Annotated in this window: 25 protein-coding genes; 5 read left to right on the top strand and 20 right to left on the bottom strand. The window is 43.1% G+C overall.

Annotated elements, in window-relative coordinates:
- A complete protein-coding gene (locus ACQ96U_RS23725; RefSeq protein ID WP_431723759.1) occupies positions 1 to 330 on the top strand; it encodes a hypothetical protein in 330 nt (109 codons plus the stop codon).
- A gap of 129 nt (positions 331 to 459) precedes the next feature.
- On the opposite strand, the gene ACQ96U_RS23730 is transcribed toward ACQ96U_RS23725, so the two are convergent.
- A complete protein-coding gene (locus tag ACQ96U_RS23730) occupies positions 460 to 666 on the bottom strand; it encodes a hypothetical protein (RefSeq protein ID WP_431723760.1) in 207 nt (68 codons plus the stop codon).
- A gap of 128 nt (positions 667 to 794) precedes the next feature.
- Here ACQ96U_RS23730 and ACQ96U_RS23735 point away from each other — a divergent pair, with 128 nt between their 5' ends.
- On the top strand, positions 795 to 1,121 hold the full coding sequence (locus ACQ96U_RS23735; RefSeq protein WP_431723761.1) for a hypothetical protein: 327 nt from the start codon (positions 795 to 797) through the stop codon (positions 1,119 to 1,121).
- On the opposite strand, the gene ACQ96U_RS23740 is transcribed toward ACQ96U_RS23735, so the two are convergent.
- Genes ACQ96U_RS23740 through ACQ96U_RS23765 form a run of 6 tightly spaced genes read right to left on the bottom strand, consistent with a single transcriptional unit; the run spans position 1,118 to position 8,578 of the window.
- Complete coding sequence (locus ACQ96U_RS23740; RefSeq protein ID WP_431723762.1) at positions 1,118 to 1,813, bottom strand: 2'-5' RNA ligase family protein; 696 nt, start codon at positions 1,811 to 1,813, stop codon at positions 1,118 to 1,120. The two genes, ACQ96U_RS23735 and ACQ96U_RS23740, sit on opposite strands and share 4 nt — an antisense overlap.
- A 35-nt stretch (positions 1,814 to 1,848) precedes the next feature.
- Positions 1,849 to 3,315, bottom strand: a complete 1,467-nt coding sequence (locus ACQ96U_RS23745) for an AMP-binding protein (RefSeq protein ID WP_431723763.1) — start codon at positions 3,313 to 3,315, stop codon at positions 1,849 to 1,851.
- The gene (locus ACQ96U_RS23750) at positions 3,303 to 4,421 is read right to left on the bottom strand and encodes an enolase C-terminal domain-like protein (RefSeq protein WP_431723764.1); all 1,119 of its coding nucleotides are present in this window, start codon (positions 4,419 to 4,421) and stop codon (positions 3,303 to 3,305) included. Before ACQ96U_RS23750 ends, ACQ96U_RS23745 begins: the two co-directional genes overlap by 13 nt.
- Entirely contained in the window at positions 4,421 to 5,272 is an 852-nt protein-coding gene (gene menB / locus ACQ96U_RS23755; RefSeq protein WP_431723765.1) for a 1,4-dihydroxy-2-naphthoyl-CoA synthase, read from the bottom strand. Before menB ends, ACQ96U_RS23750 begins: the two co-directional genes overlap by 1 nt.
- A gap of 41 nt (positions 5,273 to 5,313) precedes the next feature.
- On the bottom strand, positions 5,314 to 7,167 hold the full coding sequence (menD, locus tag ACQ96U_RS23760) for a 2-succinyl-5-enolpyruvyl-6-hydroxy-3-cyclohexene-1-carboxylic-acid synthase (RefSeq protein WP_431723766.1): 1,854 nt from the start codon (positions 7,165 to 7,167) through the stop codon (positions 5,314 to 5,316).
- Positions 7,133 to 8,578, bottom strand: a complete 1,446-nt coding sequence (locus ACQ96U_RS23765) for an isochorismate synthase (protein ID WP_431723767.1) — start codon at positions 8,576 to 8,578, stop codon at positions 7,133 to 7,135. The genes menD and ACQ96U_RS23765 overlap by 35 nt, the downstream gene beginning before the upstream one ends.
- 116 nt (positions 8,579 to 8,694) lie before the next feature.
- Here ACQ96U_RS23765 and ACQ96U_RS23770 point away from each other — a divergent pair, with 116 nt between their 5' ends.
- Positions 8,695 to 9,147, top strand: coding sequence for a hypothetical protein (locus tag ACQ96U_RS23770; RefSeq protein ID WP_431723768.1), 453 nt, complete (start codon positions 8,695 to 8,697; stop codon positions 9,145 to 9,147).
- Here ACQ96U_RS23770 and ACQ96U_RS23775 read toward each other — a convergent pair.
- A complete protein-coding gene (locus ACQ96U_RS23775) occupies positions 9,128 to 9,361 on the bottom strand; it encodes a recombinase-like helix-turn-helix domain-containing protein (RefSeq protein WP_431723769.1) in 234 nt (77 codons plus the stop codon). The genes ACQ96U_RS23770 and ACQ96U_RS23775 overlap by 20 nt on opposite strands.
- A gap of 75 nt (positions 9,362 to 9,436) precedes the next feature.
- Positions 9,437 to 12,379 carry a DUF748 domain-containing protein gene (locus ACQ96U_RS23780; protein WP_431723770.1) on the bottom strand — a complete coding sequence of 981 codons (2,943 nt, stop codon included), beginning with the start codon at positions 12,377 to 12,379 and terminating at the stop codon, positions 9,437 to 9,439.
- Between the two features lie 327 nt (positions 12,380 to 12,706).
- Between ACQ96U_RS23780 and ACQ96U_RS23785 the strand changes: the two genes are divergently transcribed.
- Both ACQ96U_RS23785 and ACQ96U_RS23790 read left to right on the top strand, forming a co-directional pair.
- Positions 12,707 to 13,249: a hypothetical protein gene (locus ACQ96U_RS23785; RefSeq protein ID WP_431723771.1), complete on the top strand. Its 543-nt coding sequence runs from the start codon at positions 12,707 to 12,709 to the stop codon at positions 13,247 to 13,249.
- 127 nt (positions 13,250 to 13,376) lie between these two features.
- The gene (locus ACQ96U_RS23790) at positions 13,377 to 13,988 is read left to right on the top strand and encodes a TetR/AcrR family transcriptional regulator (protein WP_431723772.1); all 612 of its coding nucleotides are present in this window, start codon (positions 13,377 to 13,379) and stop codon (positions 13,986 to 13,988) included.
- A gap of 332 nt (positions 13,989 to 14,320) precedes the next feature.
- On the opposite strand, the gene putP is transcribed toward ACQ96U_RS23790, so the two are convergent.
- From putP to ACQ96U_RS23845, 11 genes are all read right to left on the bottom strand, one after another.
- Entirely contained in the window at positions 14,321 to 15,811 is a 1,491-nt protein-coding gene (gene putP / locus ACQ96U_RS23795) for a sodium/proline symporter PutP (protein WP_431723773.1), read from the bottom strand.
- A gap of 321 nt (positions 15,812 to 16,132) precedes the next feature.
- A complete protein-coding gene (gene putA, locus ACQ96U_RS23800) occupies positions 16,133 to 19,303 on the bottom strand; it encodes a bifunctional proline dehydrogenase/L-glutamate gamma-semialdehyde dehydrogenase PutA (RefSeq protein WP_431723774.1) in 3,171 nt (1,056 codons plus the stop codon).
- 419 nt (positions 19,304 to 19,722) lie between these two features.
- The gene (locus ACQ96U_RS23805) at positions 19,723 to 20,556 is read right to left on the bottom strand and encodes a helix-turn-helix domain-containing protein (RefSeq protein ID WP_431723775.1); all 834 of its coding nucleotides are present in this window, start codon (positions 20,554 to 20,556) and stop codon (positions 19,723 to 19,725) included.
- A 140-nt stretch (positions 20,557 to 20,696) separates the two neighbouring features.
- On the bottom strand, positions 20,697 to 20,969 hold the full coding sequence (locus tag ACQ96U_RS23810) for a PilZ domain-containing protein (protein WP_431723776.1): 273 nt from the start codon (positions 20,967 to 20,969) through the stop codon (positions 20,697 to 20,699).
- 65 nt (positions 20,970 to 21,034) lie between these two features.
- A complete protein-coding gene (locus ACQ96U_RS23815; protein WP_431723777.1) occupies positions 21,035 to 21,526 on the bottom strand; it encodes a GAF domain-containing protein in 492 nt (163 codons plus the stop codon).
- Between the two features lie 18 nt (positions 21,527 to 21,544).
- On the bottom strand, positions 21,545 to 22,918 hold the full coding sequence (locus tag ACQ96U_RS23820; RefSeq protein ID WP_431723778.1) for a class II 3-deoxy-7-phosphoheptulonate synthase: 1,374 nt from the start codon (positions 22,916 to 22,918) through the stop codon (positions 21,545 to 21,547).
- A 426-nt stretch (positions 22,919 to 23,344) separates the two neighbouring features.
- The gene (locus tag ACQ96U_RS23825; RefSeq protein ID WP_431723779.1) at positions 23,345 to 23,791 is read right to left on the bottom strand and encodes a hypothetical protein; all 447 of its coding nucleotides are present in this window, start codon (positions 23,789 to 23,791) and stop codon (positions 23,345 to 23,347) included.
- A gap of 58 nt (positions 23,792 to 23,849) precedes the next feature.
- Positions 23,850 to 24,446: a hypothetical protein gene (locus tag ACQ96U_RS23830; RefSeq protein ID WP_431723780.1), complete on the bottom strand. Its 597-nt coding sequence runs from the start codon at positions 24,444 to 24,446 to the stop codon at positions 23,850 to 23,852.
- Between the two features lie 289 nt (positions 24,447 to 24,735).
- The gene (locus ACQ96U_RS23835; RefSeq protein WP_431723825.1) at positions 24,736 to 25,428 is read right to left on the bottom strand and encodes an aspartate/glutamate racemase family protein; all 693 of its coding nucleotides are present in this window, start codon (positions 25,426 to 25,428) and stop codon (positions 24,736 to 24,738) included.
- 99 nt (positions 25,429 to 25,527) lie between these two features.
- Positions 25,528 to 25,863 carry a hypothetical protein gene (locus tag ACQ96U_RS23840; protein WP_431723781.1) on the bottom strand — a complete coding sequence of 112 codons (336 nt, stop codon included), beginning with the start codon at positions 25,861 to 25,863 and terminating at the stop codon, positions 25,528 to 25,530.
- Positions 25,864 to 26,032: 169 nt separating this feature from the next.
- The gene (locus ACQ96U_RS23845) at positions 26,033 to 26,446 is read right to left on the bottom strand and encodes a hypothetical protein (protein ID WP_431723782.1); all 414 of its coding nucleotides are present in this window, start codon (positions 26,444 to 26,446) and stop codon (positions 26,033 to 26,035) included.
- Between the last annotated feature and the right edge of the window lie 207 nt (positions 26,447 to 26,653).

The raw sequence follows: 26,653 nt of genomic DNA on the forward strand, positions 1-26,653 counted from the left end.
ATGAACTTATTAAGCCATTATATTCAGGCCATTCATGGTCAAAAAACGCCCGCCTCTATCGTCAAACAATCCGAAAGTAAAAATAGCTATCTTGATGAGGGTGTTGAAGTGAAAGAAGTTGAAACAACCTATTATTTTGATAATGGTGTGATTATTAAAAATACCATTGAACAAGACACGATACCATCAGACAACGTATGTCCTGAATGCTGGATTAGTTATAGTGTCATTGATACTGCAGGAATTAATATTCAGCCGTTAAATAAACTATTTCACAATCACTGCCAAGAGCAATTCTGGTTAAAAATGCATTCAAACAAGCAGGTTTAACCCATTTATTACCATATTCATTAAACAATTATGTCTCTTGCCACAACCGATCTAATACAAGGGACAAATTATTCAACTGTCGTAAATCTGAATATTCCTGCAATAAAAAATCCCTCTCAAAGCAATCCATCATGGAGCACCATGGTCAGGATCAAGCACTTGCTGAATAATATTAGTATAACGTTCTAGCTGACTCATATCGGTTGATAAATTGGTACTACTAGAAGCGTTTACCTTAATCAGCTCTAACGCTGCCTCAACGGCAATACGCCGCTTCTGAAATTTATCCAGCTTATCATCGTTATAATTATAAAGTTTAATAAAGTGACTAATCATCACCGTCGTCCTGTAATAATGCTATGCTTCTTTAGGTTATATAGCATACTGGCAGAATGATGTGTGTTATTTCTGATCCTATACTGAGCCATACTCAAAACAGTCAATGAATGATAAGGAGATTAATCATGCCTGCTCTTAGTGCTCATCAGGCTCATAGTTCTCACCAGGATAGTACCACCCACAAACTTATTGTGACCTTAGTTGACACAATTATGCAGCGCAATACGAATAATGAAGTGATTCAGCAGTTTCTTATCGGGCAAGGCGTTTACTCACGTCAACAAGTTCAGCAACTGAGTGATGAAATACTTTTGGCGGTATATCGTGCATTATTAATTAAGCACTACCAGCAACTGCCCGATCAGCAGTTAATCACTGAGATGCGTATTTATGGCTTGGATTATTCTGTTGATTTAGCTGAAGATTACAGTGCAGCTGCAGTGGCCTACTAAACATCACCCACAGTACTTTCAAGGGGAACAGTGGCCACCACATAATACTGAGCCCCTTGGGCTTGTAACTCACTGGCAATAAGTACCAGTTTGTTAACCGTAAAAACCTGCAGGCTAGCCGGAAGCTCAGCAAGCCCACGGTATAATTGCCTAAGTGCTTCAGGCTTACCTCGTGCCACACTGAGATGAGCAAAGAACGCTTTGTTATACGATGTTCTTTGATTAGCCGTCGAGTCAATCTTGTGATCGAAAAACTGAGTCTCCACCAGTCCACTCGCTTTTCCTACCTCCTCCAAGCACCTTTCAGCCGTTTGTTGCACCATACTTGCCAAACAAGCCAGCTTCTCTTCAGGAGCTAACGACAATACCAGAACCCTTGGTTTTGCAGGTCTTGGTAACAAACGCCAGAGACCCAGCTCACCACTAAATGCCCCGCTCCCTTCTTTTAAAGGCAACAAACAAACTTGTGATTGTACTTGTTCCACCATGACAGGAATGGCTTCCACAGGAAACGACGCCATAAAATGCAAGGTACAATGTAAAAATGCGGGATCAAGCCAACGAATCCCCCGAATCTTAGAAGGGCTTGATAAATCAGCTTGCTTATGAAGCCACTTGATAAGCTTTTTCCCTTCCGTAGGGGGATATTGAATAGCCCAAAATAGTCGCATGGTTTGAGGCTGCCTAGGCATTCACTTACCCTCAAATGTCCAATATAACGATTAACTTAAGCCTCTAACTGGAGCTCAGCCCATTTTTTTAATTGTTGCCGGCTCACCTTTAGACCTTCAACCTGTAACGCCTCAGGCCACCTAAGCCAATGGTCTGGCACACAATACCTTGGCAGCTGATCAGTAATGGGTAGTTGCCACAAACCTGGCTGCCAATGGCAAGTATGCGAAACTTCAATGATTGCAACAGGTCGTTGGCCAAACTCCTGATCAGCAATGGCACATACTAAAGCCCGCTGAACACCTTCTTGTTGATACAGTATGGCTTCAATTGCCTCCGGTTGAATATTTTCCCCTCCGGAAATGAATTGAGCATCTAATCGCCCAAGCACCTTTAAGTATTTTTGTGGTAATAGCTTATCTTGCTGACACCATTGACCTATATCCCGAGTGGCAAACCAGCCCCGCTCATTGATAATCGAGCGAATTTTTCCCTGTTGCCAATAACCAAGACATAAGGTTTCGCCTCTAACCCAAATCTCCCCATTGGTGTGTAACATTATTTCTCGCCGGGGCAAACAGCACCCAGCCAACTGGCTGTCACCTTGCCAACGGCCAAGCGTAACCATGGCTGTCATTTCTGTCAGGCCATAACTCATCCAGCTTTGAATAGACGATGGCAACGTCGCAAGTAATGAGTCAGGTACAGGCCCCCCACCCAAAATAATGGTCTTTAACTGCCCTGAGTTATTCGCTAAGCCCTGTATTAATAACCGTTGAAGTTGTGTTGCAACCAGTGAGCAATGGGTAATTGGCAGTTGCAGATAAACAGCCAATTGATAGGGTTTATCCTCTGCAATAGCTAAGGCTGCACCTGCCATCCACACTCGCCATAATGTGGCTAAGCCTCCCACATGATACAAGGGCAGCGAAAGCAACCAGCAGTCATCCGGCGCTAATGGGAGTTTTACTAAGGTTCCCTGAGCACTGGCCCAATAATTACCCAAACTATGGGCAACTACTTTCGGTTCTCCTATAGAGCCGGAGGTAAAAAGTAGTGTCGCCAACTGCTTTTCGGTTCCGAGAGCAAGAGAGGTACATTGACGCTGGTCCCCATCCTCCCCGATATCCAGGCTAGGAAAAGACAGTTGAAGGAGTGGTATTTGCAATACATTGGCCGTCTTTTCTGGAAAGGCAAAGCGCGCGGTAACCTTTCCAACACAAGACACTGTGGCATTTGTTGAAAGTGCAGGATTTAATGGAACCACCACCGCTCTACAACGCCACAGTGCCAATAGCAAAACCACCTGATGAAATGAATTAGTAAGCTGGACAACAACCTGATCACCAGGAGAAATCTGTGGTGCTAACTGCTGCTGAACAACTGAAACACAGTGATCAAAAGCTGAATAACTAAGTGCTTTTTCATGTTGAAGGTATACAGCAATACGGTCGGGATGGTTTATTGCTTGAGTTCGAACCGGGCAAAAAAATGCTTCTCCCTCTGTTACTACTGAGCCCATATCTCCTCCTGAATGGCAACAGGCAAATTCAACTGAGGCTGAACACAGCTCCACATTCTGGGCGTACGCTGGAGTTTCGCTTTCATCAACTGTAATGTATCCAGCCCTGCCCACAATAACCCTGGAAGCTGCGTAGCAAACCACTCTAACTGACTGATGCCTAAACTGCTTTCAAACGCTGAGCTTAAGATAACTGACTTTCCAGTATGGGCTGCTAATTGCGCAAGTCGCCAGGTTTGCCATAAACCACCCAGCAAGGTTGGTTTTAAAACAACGGTCGACAAACCTTTCTCTTGCCAGTTTTGTTGCTCAGCAAGTGTTGAAAACCAATTTGTAGAACGCTGACTGGCAACCTGCAGGGTTTCATCCCACGCATAAGGTATTCCACTGTGTAAAAAGAAATCAGCATGTTGTCTATTATTGATTAGCGGCTCTTCAAAATAAGCGACTTGCAGGCTATCAACTAAACTCACAGCATCTTCAATCAGCATCTTTTGGTTGCCATCCAAACAAAGTGCTATTTCTGAGGGCATGAGGGTTCGCAATACCACCAGCTGTGATCGTGTCGTCTGCCAAGGTTCATGTCCTACTTTGACTTTAACAGCCTTAATCGGGTCAGCTTCTAACGCAAGTGATAAGCCATTATGAAAAAAGGCTTCACCCCTGTTATGCGTATCAGGCATTAACCAAGTAGCCAAATCACTGATTAAGGCACAGCGCGGAATAATAGGCTTACTATCAATAAATAATGGCTGCTGACGAACCAGCTCTAACCAAGCAGCTTCTAAACCCATTTTGCAACTGTCAGGAACAGGAGAAACGTGCCATTGATAAAAAGCAGGATGCTCTGACCAGTCCCAACGGCTGGGAATAACCTTCGCTAGCCAGCAACTTAAGTGTTTTATTAACCAAGATTGGCAGGCATTCAAATCCATGTGACTAAAGCCAGCCAAAGGCGCCACTTCCCCTTGCGCACAAAAGCCATCCGAATCCCAAATACTGATCAATAATCCTTCACGATAGTGATGTTGATTGGCAAACGGCTTTGTTCCCTGTAAAGGAATCCGATACCGGCTTACGCTAAGGCGGGAAATGACTCTTGGCATCAAGGCTTACGTTTAAACTTATCAAATGCAGGTGGACGTTTTTCTAAAAAGGCATTCCGTCCTTCTTGGGCTTCTTCTGACATATAAAACAAAAGTGTGGCATTACCTGCTAATTCCTGAAGACCTGCTTGCCCATCACAGTCCGCATTTAATGCCGCTTTCAAACAGCGTAATGCCATTGGTGAGTTTTCTAACATTTGCTGACACCAGGCTACCGTTTCTTTTTCAAGCGCTGCTAATGGCACCACGTGATTTACCAATCCCATAGACAACGCTTGTTGTGCATCATATTGACGACATAAAAACCATATTTCCCGCGCTTTCTTTTGGCCGACAATACGTGCCAAATAACTCGCACCATAACCGCCATCAAACGAACCCACTTTTGGCCCTGTTTGACCAAAACGTGCATTATCAGCCGCAATGGTTAAATCACACACCAAATGCAGTACATGCCCTCCCCCTATTGCGTAACCAGCGACCATCGCGACAACGGGTTTAGGACAAGTACGGATTTGTCGTTGTAAATCCAACACATTTAAATGCTGAGTACCACCACTGTCGGCATAACCATATTCACCACGTACACGCTGATCACCACCAGAACAAAAAGCCAGATCACCTGCCCCGGTGAGAATAATAACGCCCACTGACTCATCATAACGTGCATGGTGAAATGCTTGCTGTAGCTCCTGAATTGTTTGTGGGCGAAACGCATTTCTTACTTCAGGCCGGTTAATGGTTAGCTTTGCAATACCATCTGCGGTTTGGTAAACAATATCCTGAAAACCATAGTCTTGGGTTTGCCAATCCATCACCTGCTCAATACGAGATGTAACCAAGTCACTCATTAATTACTCTTCCTACACATTATTCCTGAAAAAATTCCCACTCACTTTGCCGTCACTTCCCTTTCACCTTGACAAAACCATTGATCACAACAGACTTCAACTGACTTATTGAGTGATTGCAGCTGGTGATAAGCTTGCGCATTCGCAACATTAATTTCAATCAAGGTAGAGGTATTACGATTGAGGGCAGCCTGATAATCATGCTTAAAATTTACTACCCGCTTTGGATTGCAATAATCAAGCGAAAACATACTGGCAGCTGATTGAAAGCAAACACCATGTGCTGCGGTAAAATAATCCTGACGTGTTTGTTCTGTCAGAGGGAAATGGTGAAAGATACCACCACCATCATCGTTTAGAACGATCACCACTAACGGTGAAGAAAGCTGCTTTAGAAGCAACAATGAGTTCAAATCATGTAATAAAGATAAATCACCTAAAAATAATGTCACTGGCTTACCTGATCCTTGTGCAACGCCAGCAGCGCTGGCAAGTAAACCATCAATACCACTTGCTCCTCGGTTCGCAAACAGTTGCCACACTGGGCGGTTCCCCACAATGGCATCCAACAGCCGAATAGCCATACTGTTACCAGCAAAAAGATAACCAGAAGCCGGAAGGTAAGATTTGAGTACGGTCGGTATGGCTAGTGCGCACATAGGATCATTATCAGCAGGTAACTGCTGTAATACTGTGCACCTAAGTTGTTCGTTAACCTGCTGCAAGTTTTTTAACCAAGAGGATGCTGTATTCGCTTTTTTAGATAGATGCTGATTAAACTGTTTACACCACACTTCAGGTATTGCTTGTACACGCAAAGCAACCTGATGGCTTGGGTCATAGCGCTCAAAAGAAGAGGCCACCAGCCAATAATCACCCGCAAAATGTTGTAAATAACTTAATAGTGCTTTAGCAACTAAATGGGTGCCAAATTGGACAACAACAGTTGTCTGACCCAGACAGTGCTTTATTTCAGGATGACTCAACCAAAGGCTATGATGAGGTAAGAGCAGAGGATGATCCCCTACCAAGCCAATAGCCTGCACATCAGCAAGCACAGGCCACTGCAACTGTTCAGCCAGCTTCATAATTGCTGCAGCATCACCACGAGAAAGTCCCGCACCTAACACGAATAAGCCATGTTGAGTGGACTTCAGTTGCTCAACAAGTAATCCTGTGTCGGCTTCCAAGCATACCCCTTTACTGACTTCACTAAAGCTGGTTGTTACTGAAAATTGAGCATAATGGGTAAAAGGCTGTGTGCTTGTTAACCACCGTGTGAGTGGTTGCAAAACAACTTCTGCAGAAAAAGTACTGACAGCTGAATCATTTGAATAAAGTGGCTCACGGAACGACCAGTTTAAATGAACAGGTCCTCGATGCCCGTCAGCAGACGCTTTAGCCACTAAGACATCAATAGTTGAAAGCACAAAGGCAGGACTCACTTCTGTCGTTGGTACGGGTAACTGGGCTTCATATTGAAGATAAGAACCAAATATACCCGACTGCTGTATCGCCTGATTAGCACCACAAGCCAGTAACTCTGGAGGACGATCTGCTGTCAGCAGTATCAATGGCGTGTGCGTCATGGCCGCTTCCACCACAGCGGGTAGTAAGTTTGCTACTGCCGTTCCTGAGGTCGTGATGATAGCAACAGGCTTTTCACAGGCTTTAGCCAACCCCAACGCAAAAAATCCCAGTCCTCGCTCATCGGGATGCACATGTACCTGTAGTTGAGGTACCCTTGGTAGCTGAAGCACCAAAGGTGCTGATCGCGATCCAGGTGCTACGCATACATGCTCAACACCCAGTCGATACAATTCTTGTAATGCAAGCCATGCCCAACAGGCACTGATACTACTAAAGTTGGGCAATAGCATTATCGGTTGTTGCATGTTGCATATACTCCATAAACTGCGAAAGTTTTTGATCCAGCTCCTGCCATTCCTGGTCAGCCTCGGAGCCATCAACCAATCCTGCGCCACTGTACAAATCAACCAAGTAATGAAACGCATCAACATGTGGTGATAATGAATGGCGGTTGTTGTTACTAACACGATGCACATGAGCACTTCGGATCGTGACACAAAACTCTGCCTGGTTTTTACCCCAATAACCTAATGCTCCGGCATACCAGCCTCGATGATATGTTTCTAAATCGCTGATGATTTGTAGCGCAGAATGCGCAGGAAACCCCTTAACAGCAGGTGTCGGGTGTAAAGCTCTCAGGATATCAGCAACAGTAGTGTCAGATAAAAGCTGCGCGCTGATCGGTTGGAACAAATGATGGATATAAGGCAGTGTCTTAACATTCAACTGACCTAAGATCAGTTGCTTAACGAGAGTGGCTAACTGCTGCTGGATAAATTTAACAACCCACTGATTCTCATGCTGCAACTTTACACTTTTGAGTAATGCCTTACTAAACTGTAAATCGTGGTCAGGATTGGAGGATCTAGCCATAGAACCCGCTAACGCCTCCGTCGTTAACGCTCCGTTTAGCAGACTAAATAGTTGCTCTGGAGAGTATCCCACAAGCCCTTCACCTGGCTGCAGACATAAACAAAACGGATAACTTAAGTGTGGTCTACTGGTTTGCCAAATAGTTAAAAGTTGCCAGGGGCTGACATGATGATTAAAGCGCAAGCGTCGTCGCCGGCTTAGCACTACTTTGTCACACACCCCTTGTTTAATCGCATCTAAACTTGCCTTCACCTGTCGCTGCCAACCTTCCACATTAGGTTCATCATGGCAGTGCACATAGTGGGGTAATGGCGGCTGTTTCGGCAAAGACCAATGAAGGTCTGACACAAGCTTGCGTAGTGCTAAGCGCTTGATAGGCCACTGATCAACATGTTCAAGATAGGTTTGCACTATCAGGTGCTGTTGCCCACCCTGTGCTTCTAAAGACAAACTGGGTAAAAAAAACAAAGCACCTGGAAAATTTTGCCACGCCTGAGTCTGATCAAAACCTACACCACCCCAGTACCGCGGACGACCATCACCAATAACCGTACCCGCCAACCGCTTTTCCACACTAGCCGTTAACTCACTAACAAGTCCGATGTCCTTAAGCGTATCGGCACTGCCTAAAGCCGCTACGGTGAGTGTCTGTTCACGTTGCTGCCAATACAGTTGAGGCACAACAGTTTGGCCTGATAACCAATCAGGCCACTGCTTAGTGTCTGAACTTATTGGCAACATTACACGGCAGATGATGGGCCAGGTCGTTCCTTTTATACAGTGAGTGTCGACAAGTTTTTCCAGCTTGGCTAAGCAGGCACTAACAGTCTGACGATCAATCATATACTTCTTAAATTCCAACCTATACCGAAAAGACCAGAGCAATCTGCACATTCACTTGTATTAAAGGTTAGTGCTACACTGCAGATCCGTTTTTCACGAAGTAATCTGTACCTGTTATGGCAACAAATGGCTTATCTGCACAACAATGGTTAAACGCAAACCAAGCTCACTTAACACCCGCCAAGGTGATAAAAATCCGCGAAAATATTTTGAAAAAGCTACAGGCATTAACAGAGGATAGTGCTGAAACAGCTGGTTTAATTGAAGCATTAGATGTCATTGATCACTGGTTGCACCTTGCATCAACACCAGATTCAAATCATCCTGAACCCAATCAACAAAGCACACCAGCCCAGTCACAATCAGCCAAAATACAAGAGCCAGCCCAAATACAAGAAAGAGTACCTGCCAGTAACGAAACATGGGATTTAAACCCACTTGTTCCTGATACATCACAAAACCAACAGCAAACGCTTTCAGCAAGCGAAAAGCAGCAAGCCTTTTCAGAGCTGCTCAAAAGTAACCCCTACCCACTATCAAACGACTCAACTAGTGAAGAGCAATCTTGAGACGCTGACACTCTGCTACCAGCATTTCATAATGCCAGGGTTGACCATCAGGAGAAGTAACTGCTTGCTCATTGAGCTTCTGACATATCTGTTTGATGTTATGATGTTTCTTTAGTAGGCGTTGGATGGCATGCTTCCGCTGTTCATCCACTTCATTTTCATGCGAGTTAGACTGCGCTGAACGTTTCTTAACTTCCACTTTCAGATCTTTCATGAACAGTTCCTTGTGTTTTAGTGAGACAAATGTCATCACCGGTATGTTCACGACCACTCATGCACATCAGTTGCCTTACTTTTCACCAATAACTTGCAATCCCAGTAGCGTAGGAATGGTATTATCCTTATCTGGCTTTAATAGGGTGTTGACCTCCAGCAACGCAACGCGCTCCTTCGCTAAACCATATTGCTCAACAAGAAAGTCAGCAATCGCTTGCGCACGCCGCTCAGCCAATGCCCGTATAGTAATGGGCGGTACGGGTATTTTAACCATGAGCTGCTCAGCCAACTGGGTCGAGTCCTGTACGACTTGTCGAGTAAGCGTCTTAATTCGACCTTGATCCAGCCACATTTCATAGAGTTCAGTTAACGCTTCCCGGCGCTGCAATGTGGTTAACTCAAAAGCCTCTTTCCCTAACGTTTTCGCCAGTTTTGGATTTTGTTTGAGATAAACCTGCTGAAGCTGTTGCTCAAGCAACTGGTATGCGATTGCTTTACTATCCAACAGCTCATTAGCCTGTCCAGTAACCGTTAATTGCAACTTAGGACGATCTTGTAAAGCTTTGACTAACTGATGTAAGTGGTCTTGAAACTCTGATGATATCTCATAGCTACCCGGCTTAAAGCCGACTTGTTGAATATCTTCAGAACCTTCTGGCAACAACCCGGCAAGTGCGGTAAACGGAGAAGTCACCACCTTGGTAATATTGCTAAAAAGTGCTTTCAGAATCAATCCACCATAACTGATGTCTGGCTCTGACAAATTACCTTTCACAGGCAAATCAAGGTCAATATTACCTCGACTGTCTTTTAATAGCGCAATACCTAGCTTTAGTGGTACATCAACCGCTTCAGGACTTTTAACTTTTTCGCCTAACGTTAGCTGTTTGATAACAAAACGATTATCCGCCACCAGCTGGCTGTTCTTTACCCGGTAATGCAAATCTGCCTGCAAACTTCCTGACTTAATGGCGTACCCCACAAACTGTCCTGAATAAGGGGTAAGGCTACGGAGCGGTAAACGCTGAAAGTGCATTTTCAAATTGGCTTGCTGGTGAAAATTGAGTGGGAAAAACTCACCAGAAATACTGACAGGTGACTGCTTTTCTACCTGCCCCGTTAAATCAATTTTCGCAAGCTTAGCCTGTTTGGTATCTATTGGACCAATATGTCCTGAAAGCTTTTCAACATCACTAGCAAACTTGCGTATCAAAGACTCATCACTAAAGTGCATTTTGCCATTAGAGACAGTCAAACGTTGCAGCGAAAAAGCAAAATCAGTCTTCTTGGCTGCTGTGTTCTTTTTATTATCACTTGCAGGCTCTTGCTGATCATCTGATGCCAGTTGTAAAAGATTCAATTTACGTTGACGATTAATTTGCATGTCGATAAACGGATTAGTCAGTGCTAACTCATTTATGGTTAATGCCAGTGGCTGCATTGAAAAATTAAGCCGATCACCCTGCAAAGACTGCCAAGAGAGTAAAGGTTGATTCTTTAAGTTAGTAAGCTGTAGATCTGAAACAACCAGTGTACCTTGCACCTTCCAGGCATCCGGTTGCTGTAAATTTCCTGAAATACGTAACTCACTACCCAACTCACCTCGGTTAATCTTTAGCTGCTTAACCTTGATATAGGGAGAAACAGAAGTAAGCCCTAACTTGGCCACACTTAACTGTAAATTAGTCACACCCGACTTCAGATTAAGCTCCCCAGTAGCAGAAACATCACCTGAGGGCATGACCTGACTATTGATGGAGACATTGATGGGTTTGCTAACATCACTGGATAGGCCTTTAATTGACACACTTTTCAACCGGACTTCATGATCAACAGCAGGAGTGAGTTGTTGATTTTGGAGGTGCAAATTACCATCTGCGAGTTGAATACCCGAAACTTGCCACTGCCATGGCACGGTTTCAGTCGGCGCTTCGGAAGAAGCTGGAAAAAAGGGTAGGTCTTTTGGTTGACCATCTTGTCCTAATGTCAAATGTAAGGCAGGGGCTGTTAGCTGAATACTGGGGATCAACAGCCTCTGCTTATTCAAGACCAGTTCCAGATCTTTCACCGTTGCCTCTGATAGAGAAGCAGACCATGCCGTGGTCGTAGCAACGGCAATATCTTGTACAGCAACCTTTTTAGCGTTTGTTGTTAACCCTGCTTTAGGATTCCAGTTGATATTGGCATCCCAAGTCAGTTTGCCTTTATTAATGTTAAGGTTAGATCCCAACGATGACAGCCAGGGCTGAACAAAACCTATTGAAACAGCCTTGCCTTGCGACTGAAGTTTAACCTGTTGCTCAGCAATATCAGCCTCTCCAGCAACGGTTACCAGACCACCCGTGTTCAACGTTGAAGAAAGCGACAATGCGGTAGATTGACCTATTTGAGTATTCACATTGGTTACAGCCAAGCCAATGTCATCAATAATAATATCCTTGCCTTGCTTTAAGCGCTGATCACGAAAAACCACTTTGCCGCTTGTTATTGCAATTTTATCAATAAGAATATTGGGCAACACTGTCGTATTCTCACTGAGTTCTTTTTTGTCTGACGCTGAATGTTTAGCTTCTTGTGAAGATGTATTTTCGGGAATAAGTCTCAACCAGTTAAGTTGGCCTGAAGTATCAATTTCAACTAAAACATACGGCTGCTGTATGCTAAACGATGGGATATTAATTTGCCCAAGGACTAAAGGCCATACATCAAAGTTGAAATCCAGTGTTTCGAAACCTGCTTGTTGAACAGGCTTAACCTTAGCGTTAGGTTGATACGTGAGTGACACATTATGAGCTGAAGCTTGTAAAGTAAAGGGGTTAATGTTCAGCTTGCCTAGCTTTACTTGATAGTCAGGTTTATCAGCAAGCAACCATTTGATTAAATCAGACGCAAAATAAGGTATTACCAGCCCTACAATGGCAGCATAGCCCCCATAAATCCCACCTAAAATGAGTAACCAGCGACGTCCGCGCCGAAAAAAAGGACGATCTTTTTTTTGCTCGGTGTTTTCAACCATAACCATCGCTCAAGAAATTCTAAACAAAAGGCTGGATATATTAACATGCAACAATGAGAAAATAACCAGACCCACCTTGTCTACTCAGTAGCAAAAACAAAGACAGTTGTTGAACTATTGTACAACTGATTAAGCACAATAGATGCTTATCTCATCTTAATCGTTTTAGAAAGCGAAACAGCCATAACTATCCAACCCTTTCATTCAACAAGTAAAACATACAGCATTATTCAATTTAGTGTTGATGTAAAAATGATCTAAGACCTGAAATTAACGAGACTAATACTTATATTTAAGGGACAGTCATTAACAAAGGGCAGCTATACCATGAAACGACTTTATTATTTAGCCGATGAAATTGACGAAGTTGAGCGCATTTCAGAAGATTTACATAAAGAAGGTATCACTGACTGGCGTTTTCACATCCTAAGCCGGGATGATGCTGGACTCTATAATCACCAGCTTCATGCTGCAACCCCTCTACAACGTTGTGACCTCATTCATCGAAGTGAACAGGGGGCAATGATTGGCTTTTTTCTGGGTTCTATCGCCGGATACATTGCTTTACAGCTCAGTCCAACAGGTAATGATGTTCACTGGATGACTTTCATCGTTGTTATTGTTCTATTTACCATGTTTGGTACCTGGGTTGGAGGCTTGGCAGGCTTATCTCATGAAAACTACAAGATTAGTCAATTCCATGATGCATTGGACAATGGTAAGTATTTAATTATGGTTGATGCACGGCGCCACGAAGAACCTAAAGTACGAGCCACCATGAATAGATACCATCCTGATACAAATTATGTAGGAATGGACTCAGTGTTCACCAATCCTCTGGCTCACCCCCAACCCACCAGCCATATTTAAGGGCATCGTTATCGTCAAGATGAGGCTGGTTTTTTGAAACACTATTGACCAACACTAGACATTCAATGTACTCAGTGTCAACATGTGTCGTACTTTAGAAAAAAGAAACCTAAGGTTGTCGCGACACATGCAAAAGCCTTCCTATCACCACGGTAACCTAAAAGCGGCGCTACTTTCAGTCGCACTTGACCATGTTCGACAGTATGGCGCAGACAAAATTAGTCTTCGCGCTTTAGCACGAGACTTGGGTGTTTCTCAAACCGCTCCCTACCGCCACTTTGCAGATAAGGATGCCCTGTTAGCCGAGCTTGCTGCTGAAGGTTTCAATTTATTAGCAGAAGCGCTTCAGCCTGCAACACAAACGGCTCAACATGACCCTGTTTCGGCTATGGAGCAAGCCGGAGTCAGCTATGTTAGGTTTGCACTTACTCATCCAGAACATTACCACCTAATGTTTGGCAGTGCTCACTTCCATGACAGATGCTTCCCTGGATTAGACCGAACCACAGAGCAGTCCTATGATGCGATCCTGCAAATCATTGAGGCGGGCATCAGCCAGGGTGTGTTCCGTAATGAGGCTACGGAATTGTTAGCCTTGAGTGCCTGGTCTACTGTGCATGGCTTAGCCTCTTTGCTCATTGATGGGCTTATAGACCAAAGCCGTGTTGCGGATAATGAACAACTCATAAAAGCCATTGCCAATACACTGATGCAGGGAATTTTTACACCCCCCGCCTAATACACGCACGAACGCCTTAAGCAACGTTGCCAATATGAGCCTATCCTAAAACAAGTGCCATGCTCTGTTTTAGTTTGTGCACGTATTTAATCCCTCAATTTGCTTGCAATTACATGGCTAATAAAAAATATAAATGGTTGGACAAGCTAGACGAGATTGAGCATCAAATCGGTGATGTTTTACTGTGGGTTATTGTTATTAGTGCGCTACTTTGGCCATTTTATGTATGGCTCAAAGGGTTCTATGAGTGATTGGCTACATAAAATTTTAATAAAAAATAAGGCGGCAACTGCCGCCTTATTGAGTAAGATGAACAACACTTATAAGTTAACTTAAAGTGTCTCCAAACTTTTCTTCATTTTATCAAATTGCTGGTTAATTTCTTCTGCAGGTTCATCGGTCATCAATGAGACACCAATAATTGCGACCAGTGAAAGCATAATACCTGGAATAATTTCATATAAATCAAACCAGCCACCTTCAAACTGCTTCCACACCACGACGGTCAAACCACCCACGATGATCCCTGCCAGCGCACCGGGTAAATTCATCCGTTTCCAATAGAGGGAAAGTACCAGTGCAGGACCAAATGCAGCTCCAAAACCAGCCCAAGCATAAGACACTAGATCAAGTACTTTGCTGTTTTCATCCAGTGCCAGTAAAGTTGCAATCACTGCAATACTTAATACTGCTACCCGGCCAATAATCATAACTTGCTTAGGAGTTGCATCTTTCTTAACGATAGCTTTATAGAAGTCTTCTGCTACCGCTGATGAGCATACTAATAACTGTGAGTCAGCCGTACTCATAATGGCCGCCAAGATAGCCGCTAATAAAATTCCGGCAACAACAGGGTGGAATAGTGCATTCACCATGACCATAAAGATGGTTTCAGAGTCACCAATTTTCTGCTCCATACCTATGCCTGCAAAACCCACCAATGCAGCACCAAGAAGGCTTAATGCCGTCCAACTGACTGCAATCCTTCGTGCTGCTGGAATTTCTTTATTGGCACGGGCAGCCTTAAAGCGAGCCAAAATATGTGGCTGACCAAAATACCCTAATCCCCACCCCAGCAAACTAAGCACGGTAATGAGAGAAAGAGGATCGCCCTTAACGTCATTAAACAAAGTCAGCAGTTCTGGATTTTTCGTGTTAACTTCTGCAAGCGTTGCCTCAAATCCACCATTGGTTTGAATAGCAATAACAGGCACGATCACCAGTGCAGCGGCCATCAAAAGCCCTTGCACTAAGTCCGTCCAAGATACCGCTAAAAATCCACCAAACAATGTGTATGAAACGACACACACCATACCAATCAATACTGCCCATTTATATTCAACCCCAAAAACCTGGTTGAATAACTTGCCACCTGCCACTAATCCAGAACTGGTATAAAACAAGAAAAAGAGCAGGATAAAGATGGCACAAATCACTTGAAGTAAGTTCGATCGATCTGCAAACCGGTTTGAAAAAAACTCAGGTAAGGTTAATGAGTTATTGGCAACAATACTGTATGTACGCAGGCGGCGAGCAACAATTAACCAGTTAAGCCACGTTCCCACCAATAAACCAATGGCTAGCCAAGCAGACTCCATACCAGAAGCAAATGCATAACCAGGCAACCCTAGTAACAACCAGCCACTCATATCTGAGGCCCCAGCACTTAATGCCGCTGGCCATGGACCTAAAGAACGCCCTCCCAAAAAGTAATCGGTGGAATCTGCTGTTCGCCGGTAAGCCCACCAACCGATCAGCAACATACCCACAAGGTACACTAAAAATGTTGAGGTAATAATTACGTTATTTACTGCGTCTGACATCAAGTTAAACCCCACTACTGGTAGTGTCTTCCGACACGTTATTGTTATTCTCCAAAAAGCATCCCAGCGAATCCAGAGCACTGCCAACATAAAATACACAAGGAAAATCAGTTACCTTCTTCGCCTGTGTGAATTAATTAGCTCCTTGCTCACTATTTTTATGTCATCTCCCCAATTACAACTATCAGACTGTAACCAGGGAGTGATTGAATGCTGTGTTACTCAAAACACCCACATTCAAAACGAGCGGCCATAATTAGACTTATCAGCCACTTTTAAAAAAAGAAAAAGCGCGAGTCTACACTGACTCGCGCCTAAAGGCTACACGCTCTCGGTACCCAGTGACAATAGTGTCGCGTTGCCACCCACTGCAGTGGTATTCACCGTGCGAGTGCGTTCTGTAGCAAACCGATAAAGATAATGAGGACCCCCAGCCTTAGGTCCTGTTCCAGATAACCCCTGTCCCCCAAATGGCTGTACGCCCACCACAGCCCCAATTTGGTTACGATTGATATACACATTACCAATACGTACCCGTTGATCAATATACTCAGCCGTTGCTTCATTTCGGGTATGAATGCCTAACGTCAAGCCATAACCTGCCTGATTGATTTGCTCAATCACCTGATCAAGTGCCTGGGCTGCATAAGTCACCACATGCAAAATTGGCCCAAAGTTTTCCTGCTGCAACTGCGCCATAGACTCAATTTTAAAGGCAATGGGAGCAATAAAATGACCTTTCTGCGAGGAAGATAGGGTTCCTTCTGCAATGAGTTCAGCCTCTTGCTGCATGTGATTAATATGTTTAATCAGCAGCTGCTTGGCGTCACTGTCTATCACTGGGCCCACATCGGTAGATAGCGTGCTAGGATCTCCCACTTTTAACTCAGCCATGGCGCCTGCAAGCAACTCCAAAATTCGAGGCGCAACATCTTGCTGTACAAACAACACGCGTAATGCAGAGCAACGCTGACCAGCTGAAGCGAAAGCCGACTGCACAACATCTCGAACTACCTGCTCTGGTAATGCAGTGCTATCCACAAGCATTGCATTCTGACCACCTGTTTCAGCAATTAATGGAATGATTGCCCCCTTACGAGCAGCCAGTTGCTGATTAATAGCCTGAGCCGTTTGGGTTGACCCCGTAAATACCACACCGCCTATACGCTCATCAGCCACAAGCTTGGCGCCAACAGTTGCACCGTCACCAGGTAAAAACTGAATGACACTGCCGGGTATACCTGCTTGTAGCAGTAACTCAACAGCTCGATGTGCTATTAAGCTGGTTTGCTCTGCAGGCTTAGCAATAACGGTATTACCTGATACTAGCGCAGCAACAACCTGTCCCATAAAAATGGCCAGAGGGAAGTTCCAGGGGCTGATACAGACAAAAATCCCCCGGCCTTGCCAGTACAAATGGTTACTTTCCCCTGTGGGTCCAGGCATCACTTGCTCGCTCCCAAACATTTGCAATCCTTGCAATGCATAGTAACGACAAAAGTCGACCGCTTCGCGGATCTCATCAATGCTGTCCTGAATGGTCTTACCTGCTTCACGATGGCAGAGAACAATTAACTCAGCCATATTTGCTTCCAGTAAGTCTGCAACACGCTGTAAGCAAGCCGCTCGCTCAGATACCGGAGTCGCATTCCACGCAGCCCAACCGTCATAAGCCGATTGCATAGCCTTAGCAACATGCTCATCTGAAGCCCAGGCGATGTTGCCCACCTGATCTTCAGGGTTATAAGGACTGATGACGGTTTCCAAATTCCCATCAAGCAGTGACTTGCCACCGATAATTGGGCCAGCTTGCCACTGATGGTGCATAAAAGCCTGCCGTTGTTCGGCCAACCACTGCCACTCAGACTGAACGGCAATATTGTAGCCTTTGGAGTTCAAACGTTGGCTACCATACAGGTGTGAAGGTAAAGGAATACGATTATTCGCTACGCAGGCATATTGCTGAATGTGTGCAACAGGGTGTTTAACCAGCTCTGAAACAGGGGTTCTTGCATCGACCAAACGATGCACAAAAGATGAGTTAGCGCCATTTTCTAACAGACGACGAACCAAGTACGGCAATAAATCTTTATGTGCACCAACAGGGGCATAAATTCTTACACTTTGCTTATAGTTGGTAATGACAGTGTTATAAAGCGCATCCCCCATGCCATGTAACCGCTGGAATTCAAACTCTTTGTGAGTTGCCATACTAAGCACGCTGGCTACAGTATGCGCATTATGACTGGCAAACTGAGGATAAATGAGTCCTCTTAAATGGCCTTCCAACAGAAAGCGAGCGCAAACTAAATAGGAAATATCAGTCGCGTCTTTACGAGTAAAAACAGGATATCCCGCTAACCCTAACTGTTGGCAATGCTTTATTTCACTATCCCAGTATGCCCCTTTTACCAAGCGTACAGGGATACAATCACGCTGTTGTGCGGACAGCGATGCTAACCAGGCAAGAACCGGTAAAGCCCGCTTTGAATAAGCCTGTACCACTAAACCTAACTTACCCCAACCTTGGTTTACTGGGTCTCGGTAAAGCTTCTCAAAAAGTTGTAGAGAAAGCTCTAAACGATCAGCTTCCTCAGCATCAATGGTAATGGCAACATCATGTTCACGAGCCAGTTTAATCAGTAATCGAACTGTCTCAAACAGCTCGGTTAATACTCGTTGGGACTGAGTGGGCTCATAGCGTGGATGCAGTGCAGATAACTTAATCGAAATAGAAGGACGCGGTGTACCTTCACTTTTATAGTTATCTTTTCCTACAGCGGTTATCGCCTGGGCATAATCATCGTAGTACTTCTTTGCATCAGTTTGAGTCAGTGCCGCCTCACCCAGCATATCAAAGGAGTAAGTAAAGCCTTTGTCACGGGGTTTATAACTGTTCTTCAACGCTTCTTTTATACTGCGCCCCAGCACAAAATGCTTACCCATGATTTTCATAGCTTGATGCATAGCCTGGCGCACCACAGGTTCACCTAAGCGATTGACCAGCCGATTTATGACATTTGCAGGCGCACCATCAATCTGGCTATCCAGTGTAATGACCTTACCTGTCAGCAGTAGCCCCCAAGTAGACATGTTGACCAAAACAGAGTCACTTTTCTTTAAGTGCCCTTTCCAGTCCGCCACACTTAACTTATCTCTAATCAATGCATCTGCGGTATCTGCATCAGGAATCCGCATCAAGGCCTCTGCCAAACACATCAGCAAAATACCCTCTTGCGTATCCAAACTGTACTCTAACAACAGCGCATCGATCATATGAATCGCATCGTCTTGAGCACGAACCTGCTCAATGAGTTGGGTAGCTTTTTCTGTGATCTTTTGGAGTTGCTGGGCATCAGGCTCAGCTATGGCAATAAGCTGTTGCACATAACCCGTTTCATCAACCGAATAATTTTGGCTGATAAATGGCCATATTGTTTGTGGTTGCTGCTGAATAAAGGCTGGATCAAAAACCTGTTTGACCGAAAACATACACTCTCCCCGACAGCCTGGTCACAAACCATCGGGCAATAGGCAAACTCATCCCAAACCTAAAGGAAGGCCTTAAATGCTGTTACCCTAATTGGCGATATTTGGCGTGCTAGGCTATACAAAAATGCTTTGTTATCAACCCTTGACCCGAATTGTTAATTGTTATGAGTCAAGGCTCCAAAATGTAAAGCGATTGTTATAAGTGTTATACCCACAGCAAAGGATATAACTCTTGTTATTAACCCAAATGTAACGTCTAGAAGATTACAGGTCTTACAAAAAACTATGATTTTTTTGCAAAAAACTCTGATCTAAAGCAATGCATTTTTCTAAAATGGCATATTCATGCTTTGCATCACATTCTCAAAACAACAACCAACTAAAAAGGTACACGTTGACACTTACCTTACAAAGAGCAACTAACTGATAAAGCGACCATGCTTACGAAGCTGCCCAGGTGTCTGCCCTGTCTTTTGCTTTAAGGCATGCGTTAAAGCACTCTGGCTGGAAAATCCTGTTTGCTGAGCAATTTCAATTAATGATAAGGATGTTGAAATGAGTAATTCTTGGGCACGTTTAATACGCAATTGAGTAACATATTGGTGGGGGGTTAACCCTGACTGAGCCTTGAATACAGCATGAAAATGGCTGGGACTCAAGCAGGCTTGTCCTGCTAACTGGGTAATTGCAATTTTTTGGTGTAAATGACGCTCTACGTAACGTTCAAGCCGGCAAAAATCGAGTGGTGCATCACATGGTTTATCGTTAGAAGTTCCTGCTAGCTTAGCAGGGTCATATTGAGTCCAGGGACCAGCGCATACATTAACTTCAGCAATAGACTGAATCCTTTCACCAACAACCAACATGAAGCTAACCGCTAAATGCTGAGCCAACACGGTGTTATGTGGAAAACGCTGTATTTCGCTTACAGCAATATGAATGAATTGGCGTAATTCAGGATCAAGCTCAAAATAACCTGGTTGATTAAACAAGCTCTCAACAATTTCAGGCGCAATAATAGCGGGCGTGAACTCTAGCGGAATATTTACAACCCATATACGGTTTTCACCACAGCCACAGAAGTAATGAGGACAGTCGGAGGGAACCAGGCAGCCATTACCTGAATCAACCCAATTTCCCTTGCCTGCAATTTCAAACTCTGTTGTGCCTTCAAGACCAACAACAAGCTGATGGAAAGAATGCTGATGCCGCTTACTGTGTTGCGGCAAGCTCATGACTTCGACTGCATGCATTGTGCTACACCCCATGCAAAATGAGGACTATTTTTCTTGTACGTTTATTCTGGGCGAGGATAGCTTGCAGCACAATACATTGCAATGTATGGATTTCAGCAAAGTAAAGCAATCCACATCATTACAGGACAAATCAGCAGTTAGTCATCACCTTTATTAATCATACGCAACCCAAAACCATTGTCCGTGTGACGAACGACTTCCATTTGTAAACGAGGGGCATCTCCACCAGGTAAGCCAACGACCTGAATGTCTACCAGAGTTCCCACTTCAGGGAAAAAGTCGTCTGCAAGAAGAAACACACCACCATCAGAAATATCTTGGGTTTTTAAACGCTTAGAATCACCCTCTGGCACGGTCACTTCAACGACAAACGTTACTTTAGTTCGGTCAGTACGCCGTTTTTCCGTCATAGGTTTAAGGAGACTTGAATACAATTACTCAATAGCTAAGCACAAGCCCTGCCATATCTCCAGTTTTAGCGCCACTTATTTATAAGCAAATCGGTAATAGGTAACAAGCCTTCAGCATCCTGCTGATCAAAACGAGCTAAGCTTGGACTATCAATATCTAATACTCCTCGACAGTTTCCCTGTTTATCAAACAAAGGGATTACCAACTCACTCAGTGAAGCACTGTCACAGGCAATATGACCAGGAAACTGATGAACATCTGTAACAATTTGGGTAGCTGCTTTTGCTACTGCAGTGCCACACACCCCCTGTCCAATAGTTATTCGATTACAAGCAGGCTTACCCTGAAAAGGCCCCAAAACCAGCATATTCTCTGACAAAAGATAAAAACCAGCCCAGTTAATATCCTCTAACTGCCAAAACAATAAACTGCTCAGATTGGCGAGTGATGATATTAAATCATCATCGTCCTCCAACAACCCTGCAGCCATAAGCTGCAGGTCACTATAAAAAGTGGGTTTATGTTCATTAGACAGGCTATCTGTTATCTCAAGCATTAGCACTCCTGTTGCAATTTACTTTTGTGAGCCATTGAGATAGTACTGCCGGCATTCTTTCAGTGTCTCTGAAATAAGAAAGGCTAACTCCAACGACTGATCTGCATTTAACCGAGGATCACAGTGTGTATGGTAACGGTCACACAAACGGTCTTCAGTAATCGCTTGAGCCCCACCAATACACTCCGTGACATTCTGTCCTGTCATTTCAAAGTGTACGCCACCGGCATAAGTACCTTCAGCCTGGTGTGCAGCAAAGAAGTGTTTAACTTCAGCCAAAATATCATCAAATGCACGTGTTTTGTAACCCGTTCCAGCTTTGATCGTATTACCATGCATAGGATCACAGCTCCACAACACCTGCTTTCCTTCTTTTTTCACCGCTTGAATAAGTCGTGGTAAATTCTTTTCTACTAAACCTGCCCCCATACGTACAATGACATTAATCCGGCCAGGCTCATTAGTTGGGTTTAATGAATCCAGTAACGTTATCAAATCGTCAGTATTCGTTGTGGGACCTGCTTTTATACCAATAGGATTGTGCACTCCACGCAAAAACTCTACATGAGCACCATCTACCTGGCGGGTCCGATCCCCAATCCACAACATATGTGCTGAGCAATCATACCAGTCCCCTGTTAGGCTATCCTGACGGGTAAGTGCTTCTTCATAATTTAACAAAAGCGCTTCATGTGATGTATAAAAATCTGTTTCGCGAATAGACGATGTATTATTGGCGGTAATGCCACAAGCGGCCATAAAAGCTAATGCTTCATCAATCCGGTCAGCAAGATGCTGGTAACGTTCGCCCTGACCACTATTCGCTAAAAATCCTAAGTTCCAACGATGTACCTGGTGTAAATCCGCTAAACCTCCTTGGGCAAAGGCGCGTAATAAATTCAACGTTGCAGCAGACTGGTTATAGGCACGCACTAAGCGTTGAGGATCAGGTGTTCTGGCTTCCGCGGTAAAATCAATACAATTGATAATATCACCACGGTAACTTGGCAGCTCTACACCATTAACCACTTCATTATCAGTAGACCGAGGTTTGGCAAACTGGCCTGCAAGCCGCCCTACTTTAACCACGGGGCAAGCGGCTGCAAACGTCAGTACCACCGCCATTTGCAACATCACTTTAAAGGTATCTCGAATATTGGTTGCATTAAACTCCGCAAAACTCTCTGCACAATCACCACCTTGTAGCAAAAATGCTTTACCAGCGGTTACATCGGCAAAATGCTGACGTAATTGTCGTACTTCACCTGCAAATACTAATGGTGGCATTTGAGCCAAATTTTGCTCAACCAATTTAAGTGTATTTTGATCAGGGTACGTTGGTTGTTGCTGGATAGGGAAATTTCTCCATCCGGAGGGAGTCCACTGCTTCATAAATAGTTACTTGCTCACTCAGATTGCAATCATAATCCAATAATCAATTTTCATAGCAAAAAATGGTTCACTACAAACAGTCATGCAAATGAAAGTATATCAACAAAACACAGCTTAAGATGATTACGCCAAGTTTTGTGTATTTTACCCAACATGAGTTAGTACACAGGGTAAATATTAATGACTGCTCGCATCATAATGATTCTTCGCCAAGGGTATACTCTACAATAGAGCATAGTGATAAGTGAACCCAGAGTATGCAAGGTTAATCCATTCTTTTACAAATACATCAAAAACTCAGCATTTTGACTTTGCAGGCATACACTCAAAGTTGAAGTTCCAGCAGTGCATAAAAAAGCAATCTGATTATTTATTAACCAGTATATTCTTGAATTTAAACCAGCCATATTGTCAATCGAGCACATATTAATGAGCAGAAGGTGTAGATGAGGCGTCATAGACGAGCGTCGCTGCTTCTTTCTGCAAAACAAGCTTATACCCTCTACCGAGTATTTTGGGCTTAATTGTTAGTGAATAATTTAAATTACCTTGATAATGCAGCATAAGTTTAGTGTCAGAAACCGACCAGTGCGCCTTAAGTAGAAAGGTTTCGTACCACATTTGGAGATATTTTTTGGCAAGTACTCTGTAGTTCAGATCTAATAGAATAAACACATTCGACTCTTCAAAAGGACAGTCAAACGATGTCACAAGCAAATAACCCACAGAGGTTTTATATTGTGCTTCTATACAATAGCCAGGTATAACCGTGTTTGTATTATGATCATTAATATATAAAGCACTCCCTTTTCGCACGTCATCATAAGCATCTTTAGGAAAACCAATAAGCTTAAAGCTGTCTGTTTGTTTCATTAGCAGTAGCCTAGTCGTGTTTTCTAATGAGTTGCGAAAAGGGTAATTCTTAAATCTGTTACAACTGATTGATCAAGGCATCAGCTCGCCCGTTAACTTCAGCAATCAATGCTCGGTTATTCCTAGCTTGCATAACCTTATTACAAGGTAAGTGCTCACCATAAATTATCACAAAGCTTCTACGTTGTTTAGGGGGCAAAACTTTGCGATAAATTTTAGTGATGAAACAAATTTTCATATTTCTTTTTTGATCAAATTTGTTTTCTACTTTAAATGCTGTCTTCATATTTAAGCCTTTCACATATGAATTCCCATGAGAAAACAACGTATTATTTTTTATATTTTCTAAAAAGTGTGAGTTAACACCCGCTTCTCTAAACTCAACAAACAACATTCTATGAGGTTTTGGCTGTTTATTCTGTTCAAAAAAGCTAAACCATTCCCTGTCATTCTGTGATCCACCAAACTTATTTTGATATTCTGCAAATTCTTTACCAGAAGCGGAGTCTGTTAATTTAAATGACTGAGGTATGTTCAACCTGATTGCGGGTGAGCCACTTGACACCAAGACATTATTATTAAGGGTACGCTTTACATTAACCCCACACCCCGAAAATACAACGGATAAAATAACTAGCAAGAAGGTTCTGCTCATAATTCACCTATATTGAATTATTGTTATCATTGGTATAAATGCCCTAATTAACAGCAAGTGCTTATTTATAGGGCATGTTCACACTAGGAGTTAGGAGCTTATACGATTCAAAATGACGCGAGAAGAACCCTGTTAACAGAATCTAATATACACCTTTCACAGATGAGTTTTATGCACGCTGTTCTTTACGTTTATCCTGATAGACCTCTAGATTAATAATGATATCCGCTGTTTTATCATTTCAACGCCACCATTTCTGGATGTCTGATCTTTTACTGCGGATTCCCCCTTAAGATAATGCTGTTTTTACTGCAAAATCAGCATGAATTTGTGTGGTATCAAATAACGAAACGTGTGTATCGGACTGATTGACAAGCAAGCCAATCTCAGTACACCCCAGGATAACCCCTTCAGCACCTTGCGCTTTCAAATCATCAATAATTCGTAAAAAAGCCTTTTTAGATACCTCTGTTACCTTTCCTTGACACAGCTCTTGATAGATAACCTGATGCACAATTTGTCTATCATGATCATTAGGCACCAATACATTTAACCCATGTTTTTCATACAAACGTCCTTTATAAAAATCATCTTCCATTGTAAAAGCAGTACCAAGCAAACCAACCTTTTTAATGCCCTGAGTGATGAGTGCTTGTGCAGTTGCATCGGCGATATGAAGTAATGGGATGGATACTTTTTCCTCTATGTAGGGTGCCACTTTATGCATAGTATTAGTACAAATTAAAATGAAATCAGCACCTGCAGATTCAAGGCGTAAAGCCTTTTCCGCAAGAAAATGCGCTGCTTCATCCCAATTACCTGCATGTTGCAACTTTTCCAATGGAGCAAAATCAATACTATATAAAATAATTTTTGCCGAGTGCAACCCACCAAGTTTTTGCTTAACGCCTTTATTGAGTAGCTGATAATATGTAGCAGTACTTTCCCAACTCATTCCTCCCAACAGCCCAATCGTTTTCATCACACAAATCACCTATTTAAAACATATTTTTTAAAAGAAGATAAAAACTGACAAATAAGTAAAAAAACAAAAAATATTTATAACCTGTTAGGTCCTAAGTTATATTCCTTCTTCTGCAATTGACCGATCAACTTGAATAAACTCGACAGGAGCACCGTTTTCTTCAATAAAAGCAACTAAAACCCCTGGGCTAGGGCTATTAGGTTTAATAATTACATTTTTTCCTTCAATAGCAGCTTTCAGATCTTCAACTTCAAAAGCTACATGGAGCAATTCTTTCACTATGTCAGGAAAATCAGCATCGTCATCATACCTTACCCACTCAATGCCATACTCATTCTTACCATATCCACTCACATACATTTTTAAGTGAGGTAAATACCTTTCATCAGGTAATTTTTTCTTAGTGGGAATACCTAAATGATGATATTTCATAAAAATAACATTCCTGTTAATCGTTACTACTCATATATTTAGCTATAAAAATGTCTCTTAAACGTAGCACTTATCCAAACGAGCGACTCTCGTTGTATTGTACAAAAATTATTAACTCACCTCCATTCACAATGGCTAAAAACAATTATTTTTCAGTCCCATATCACCATTAACGACTGTTAACAAAATAACCAACTATCGTCATAGCAACAATTAATACGACAAATACAAGGCCACCATATATTAAGCCAACTCTTCGTGCTTTATGGTAACGACCAATCAACGCATAGCGTTCATCTAGTGACAGGGTTTTAAGACAATGTGGGCATTTTGCCTGATAGACATACATTTGTAGCGCACAATGTGGACATGAAGATGTTTTGTGTTTAAAAATACTCCATCCACCCCATACTGACACATCTATAATACTCAAAGAAGGTTTTTTAGGTTCTTGAGTTAAGGACTCTTTCCAGCCATCAATCAGCCAAGCATCATCAACTGCAGGACAACCGCATACCTGACAAAAATCATCACCGGCTGAGTTAACCGATTGACATGCTGAGCAAATCCACTGGTACTTCATAACCCTTATTTATATCTCATCAAGTCATACACTATTACCATAGTCTCTCATACAAGGTAAACCCAAACGTTCTCCTTAATAAAGTATACACATTACATTTCTAGTTTTTGCATCATTACATAACTTAAAATAATTAAGCTAAGCAATATTTTTGAAAGACATAGACCAACTTTCGAGTCATGTTTAATCGCTTCTTATAAATAAGCA

The sequence above is a fragment of the Zooshikella sp. RANM57 genome (assembly GCF_050749885.1).
Classification (GTDB): Bacteria; Pseudomonadota; Gammaproteobacteria; order Pseudomonadales; family Zooshikellaceae; genus Zooshikella.

Bases quoted from the DNA above. Each gene is read 5' to 3' on its own strand.
- ACQ96U_RS23780 (WP_431723770.1), bottom strand. From the start codon at position 12,379: ATGGTTGAAAACACCGAGCAAAAAAAAGATCGTCCTTTTTTTCGGCGC.
- ACQ96U_RS23740 (WP_431723762.1), bottom strand. From the start codon at position 1,813: ATGCCTAGGCAGCCTCAAACCATGCGACTATTTTGGGCTATTCAATAT.
- ACQ96U_RS23805 (WP_431723775.1), bottom strand. From the start codon at position 20,556: ATGCATGCAGTCGAAGTCATGAGCTTGCCGCAACACAGTAAGCGGCAT.
- ACQ96U_RS23810 (WP_431723776.1), bottom strand. From the start codon at position 20,969: ATGACGGAAAAACGGCGTACTGACCGAACTAAAGTAACGTTTGTCGTT.
- ACQ96U_RS23785 (WP_431723771.1), top strand. From the start codon at position 12,707: ATGAAACGACTTTATTATTTAGCCGATGAAATTGACGAAGTTGAGCGC.
- ACQ96U_RS23820 (WP_431723778.1), bottom strand. From the start codon at position 22,918: ATGAAGCAGTGGACTCCCTCCGGATGGAGAAATTTCCCTATCCAGCAA.
- menD (WP_431723766.1), bottom strand. From the start codon at position 7,167: ATGCAACAACCGATAATGCTATTGCCCAACTTTAGTAGTATCAGTGCC.
- ACQ96U_RS23750 (WP_431723764.1), bottom strand. From the start codon at position 4,421: ATGCCAAGAGTCATTTCCCGCCTTAGCGTAAGCCGGTATCGGATTCCT.
- ACQ96U_RS23815 (WP_431723777.1), bottom strand. From the start codon at position 21,526: ATGCTTGAGATAACAGATAGCCTGTCTAATGAACATAAACCCACTTTT.
- ACQ96U_RS23725 (WP_431723759.1), top strand. From the start codon at position 1: ATGAACTTATTAAGCCATTATATTCAGGCCATTCATGGTCAAAAAACG.
- ACQ96U_RS23745 (WP_431723763.1), bottom strand. From the start codon at position 3,315: ATGGGCTCAGTAGTAACAGAGGGAGAAGCATTTTTTTGCCCGGTTCGA.
- ACQ96U_RS23765 (WP_431723767.1), bottom strand. From the start codon at position 8,578: ATGATTGATCGTCAGACTGTTAGTGCCTGCTTAGCCAAGCTGGAAAAA.
- ACQ96U_RS23835 (WP_431723825.1), bottom strand. From the start codon at position 25,428: ATGAAAACGATTGGGCTGTTGGGAGGAATGAGTTGGGAAAGTACTGCT.
- putP (WP_431723773.1), bottom strand. From the start codon at position 15,811: ATGTCAGACGCAGTAAATAACGTAATTATTACCTCAACATTTTTAGTG.
- ACQ96U_RS23825 (WP_431723779.1), bottom strand. From the start codon at position 23,791: ATGAAACAAACAGACAGCTTTAAGCTTATTGGTTTTCCTAAAGATGCT.
- ACQ96U_RS23845 (WP_431723782.1), bottom strand. From the start codon at position 26,446: ATGAAGTACCAGTGGATTTGCTCAGCATGTCAATCGGTTAACTCAGCC.
- ACQ96U_RS23840 (WP_431723781.1), bottom strand. From the start codon at position 25,863: ATGAAATATCATCATTTAGGTATTCCCACTAAGAAAAAATTACCTGAT.
- ACQ96U_RS23830 (WP_431723780.1), bottom strand. From the start codon at position 24,446: ATGAGCAGAACCTTCTTGCTAGTTATTTTATCCGTTGTATTTTCGGGG.
- ACQ96U_RS23770 (WP_431723768.1), top strand. From the start codon at position 8,695: ATGGCAACAAATGGCTTATCTGCACAACAATGGTTAAACGCAAACCAA.
- menB (WP_431723765.1), bottom strand. From the start codon at position 5,272: ATGAGTGACTTGGTTACATCTCGTATTGAGCAGGTGATGGATTGGCAA.
- ACQ96U_RS23775 (WP_431723769.1), bottom strand. From the start codon at position 9,361: ATGAAAGATCTGAAAGTGGAAGTTAAGAAACGTTCAGCGCAGTCTAAC.
- ACQ96U_RS23735 (WP_431723761.1), top strand. From the start codon at position 795: ATGCCTGCTCTTAGTGCTCATCAGGCTCATAGTTCTCACCAGGATAGT.
- putA (WP_431723774.1), bottom strand. From the start codon at position 19,303: ATGTTTTCGGTCAAACAGGTTTTTGATCCAGCCTTTATTCAGCAGCAA.
- ACQ96U_RS23730 (WP_431723760.1), bottom strand. From the start codon at position 666: ATGATTAGTCACTTTATTAAACTTTATAATTATAACGATGATAAGCTG.
- ACQ96U_RS23790 (WP_431723772.1), top strand. From the start codon at position 13,377: ATGCAAAAGCCTTCCTATCACCACGGTAACCTAAAAGCGGCGCTACTT.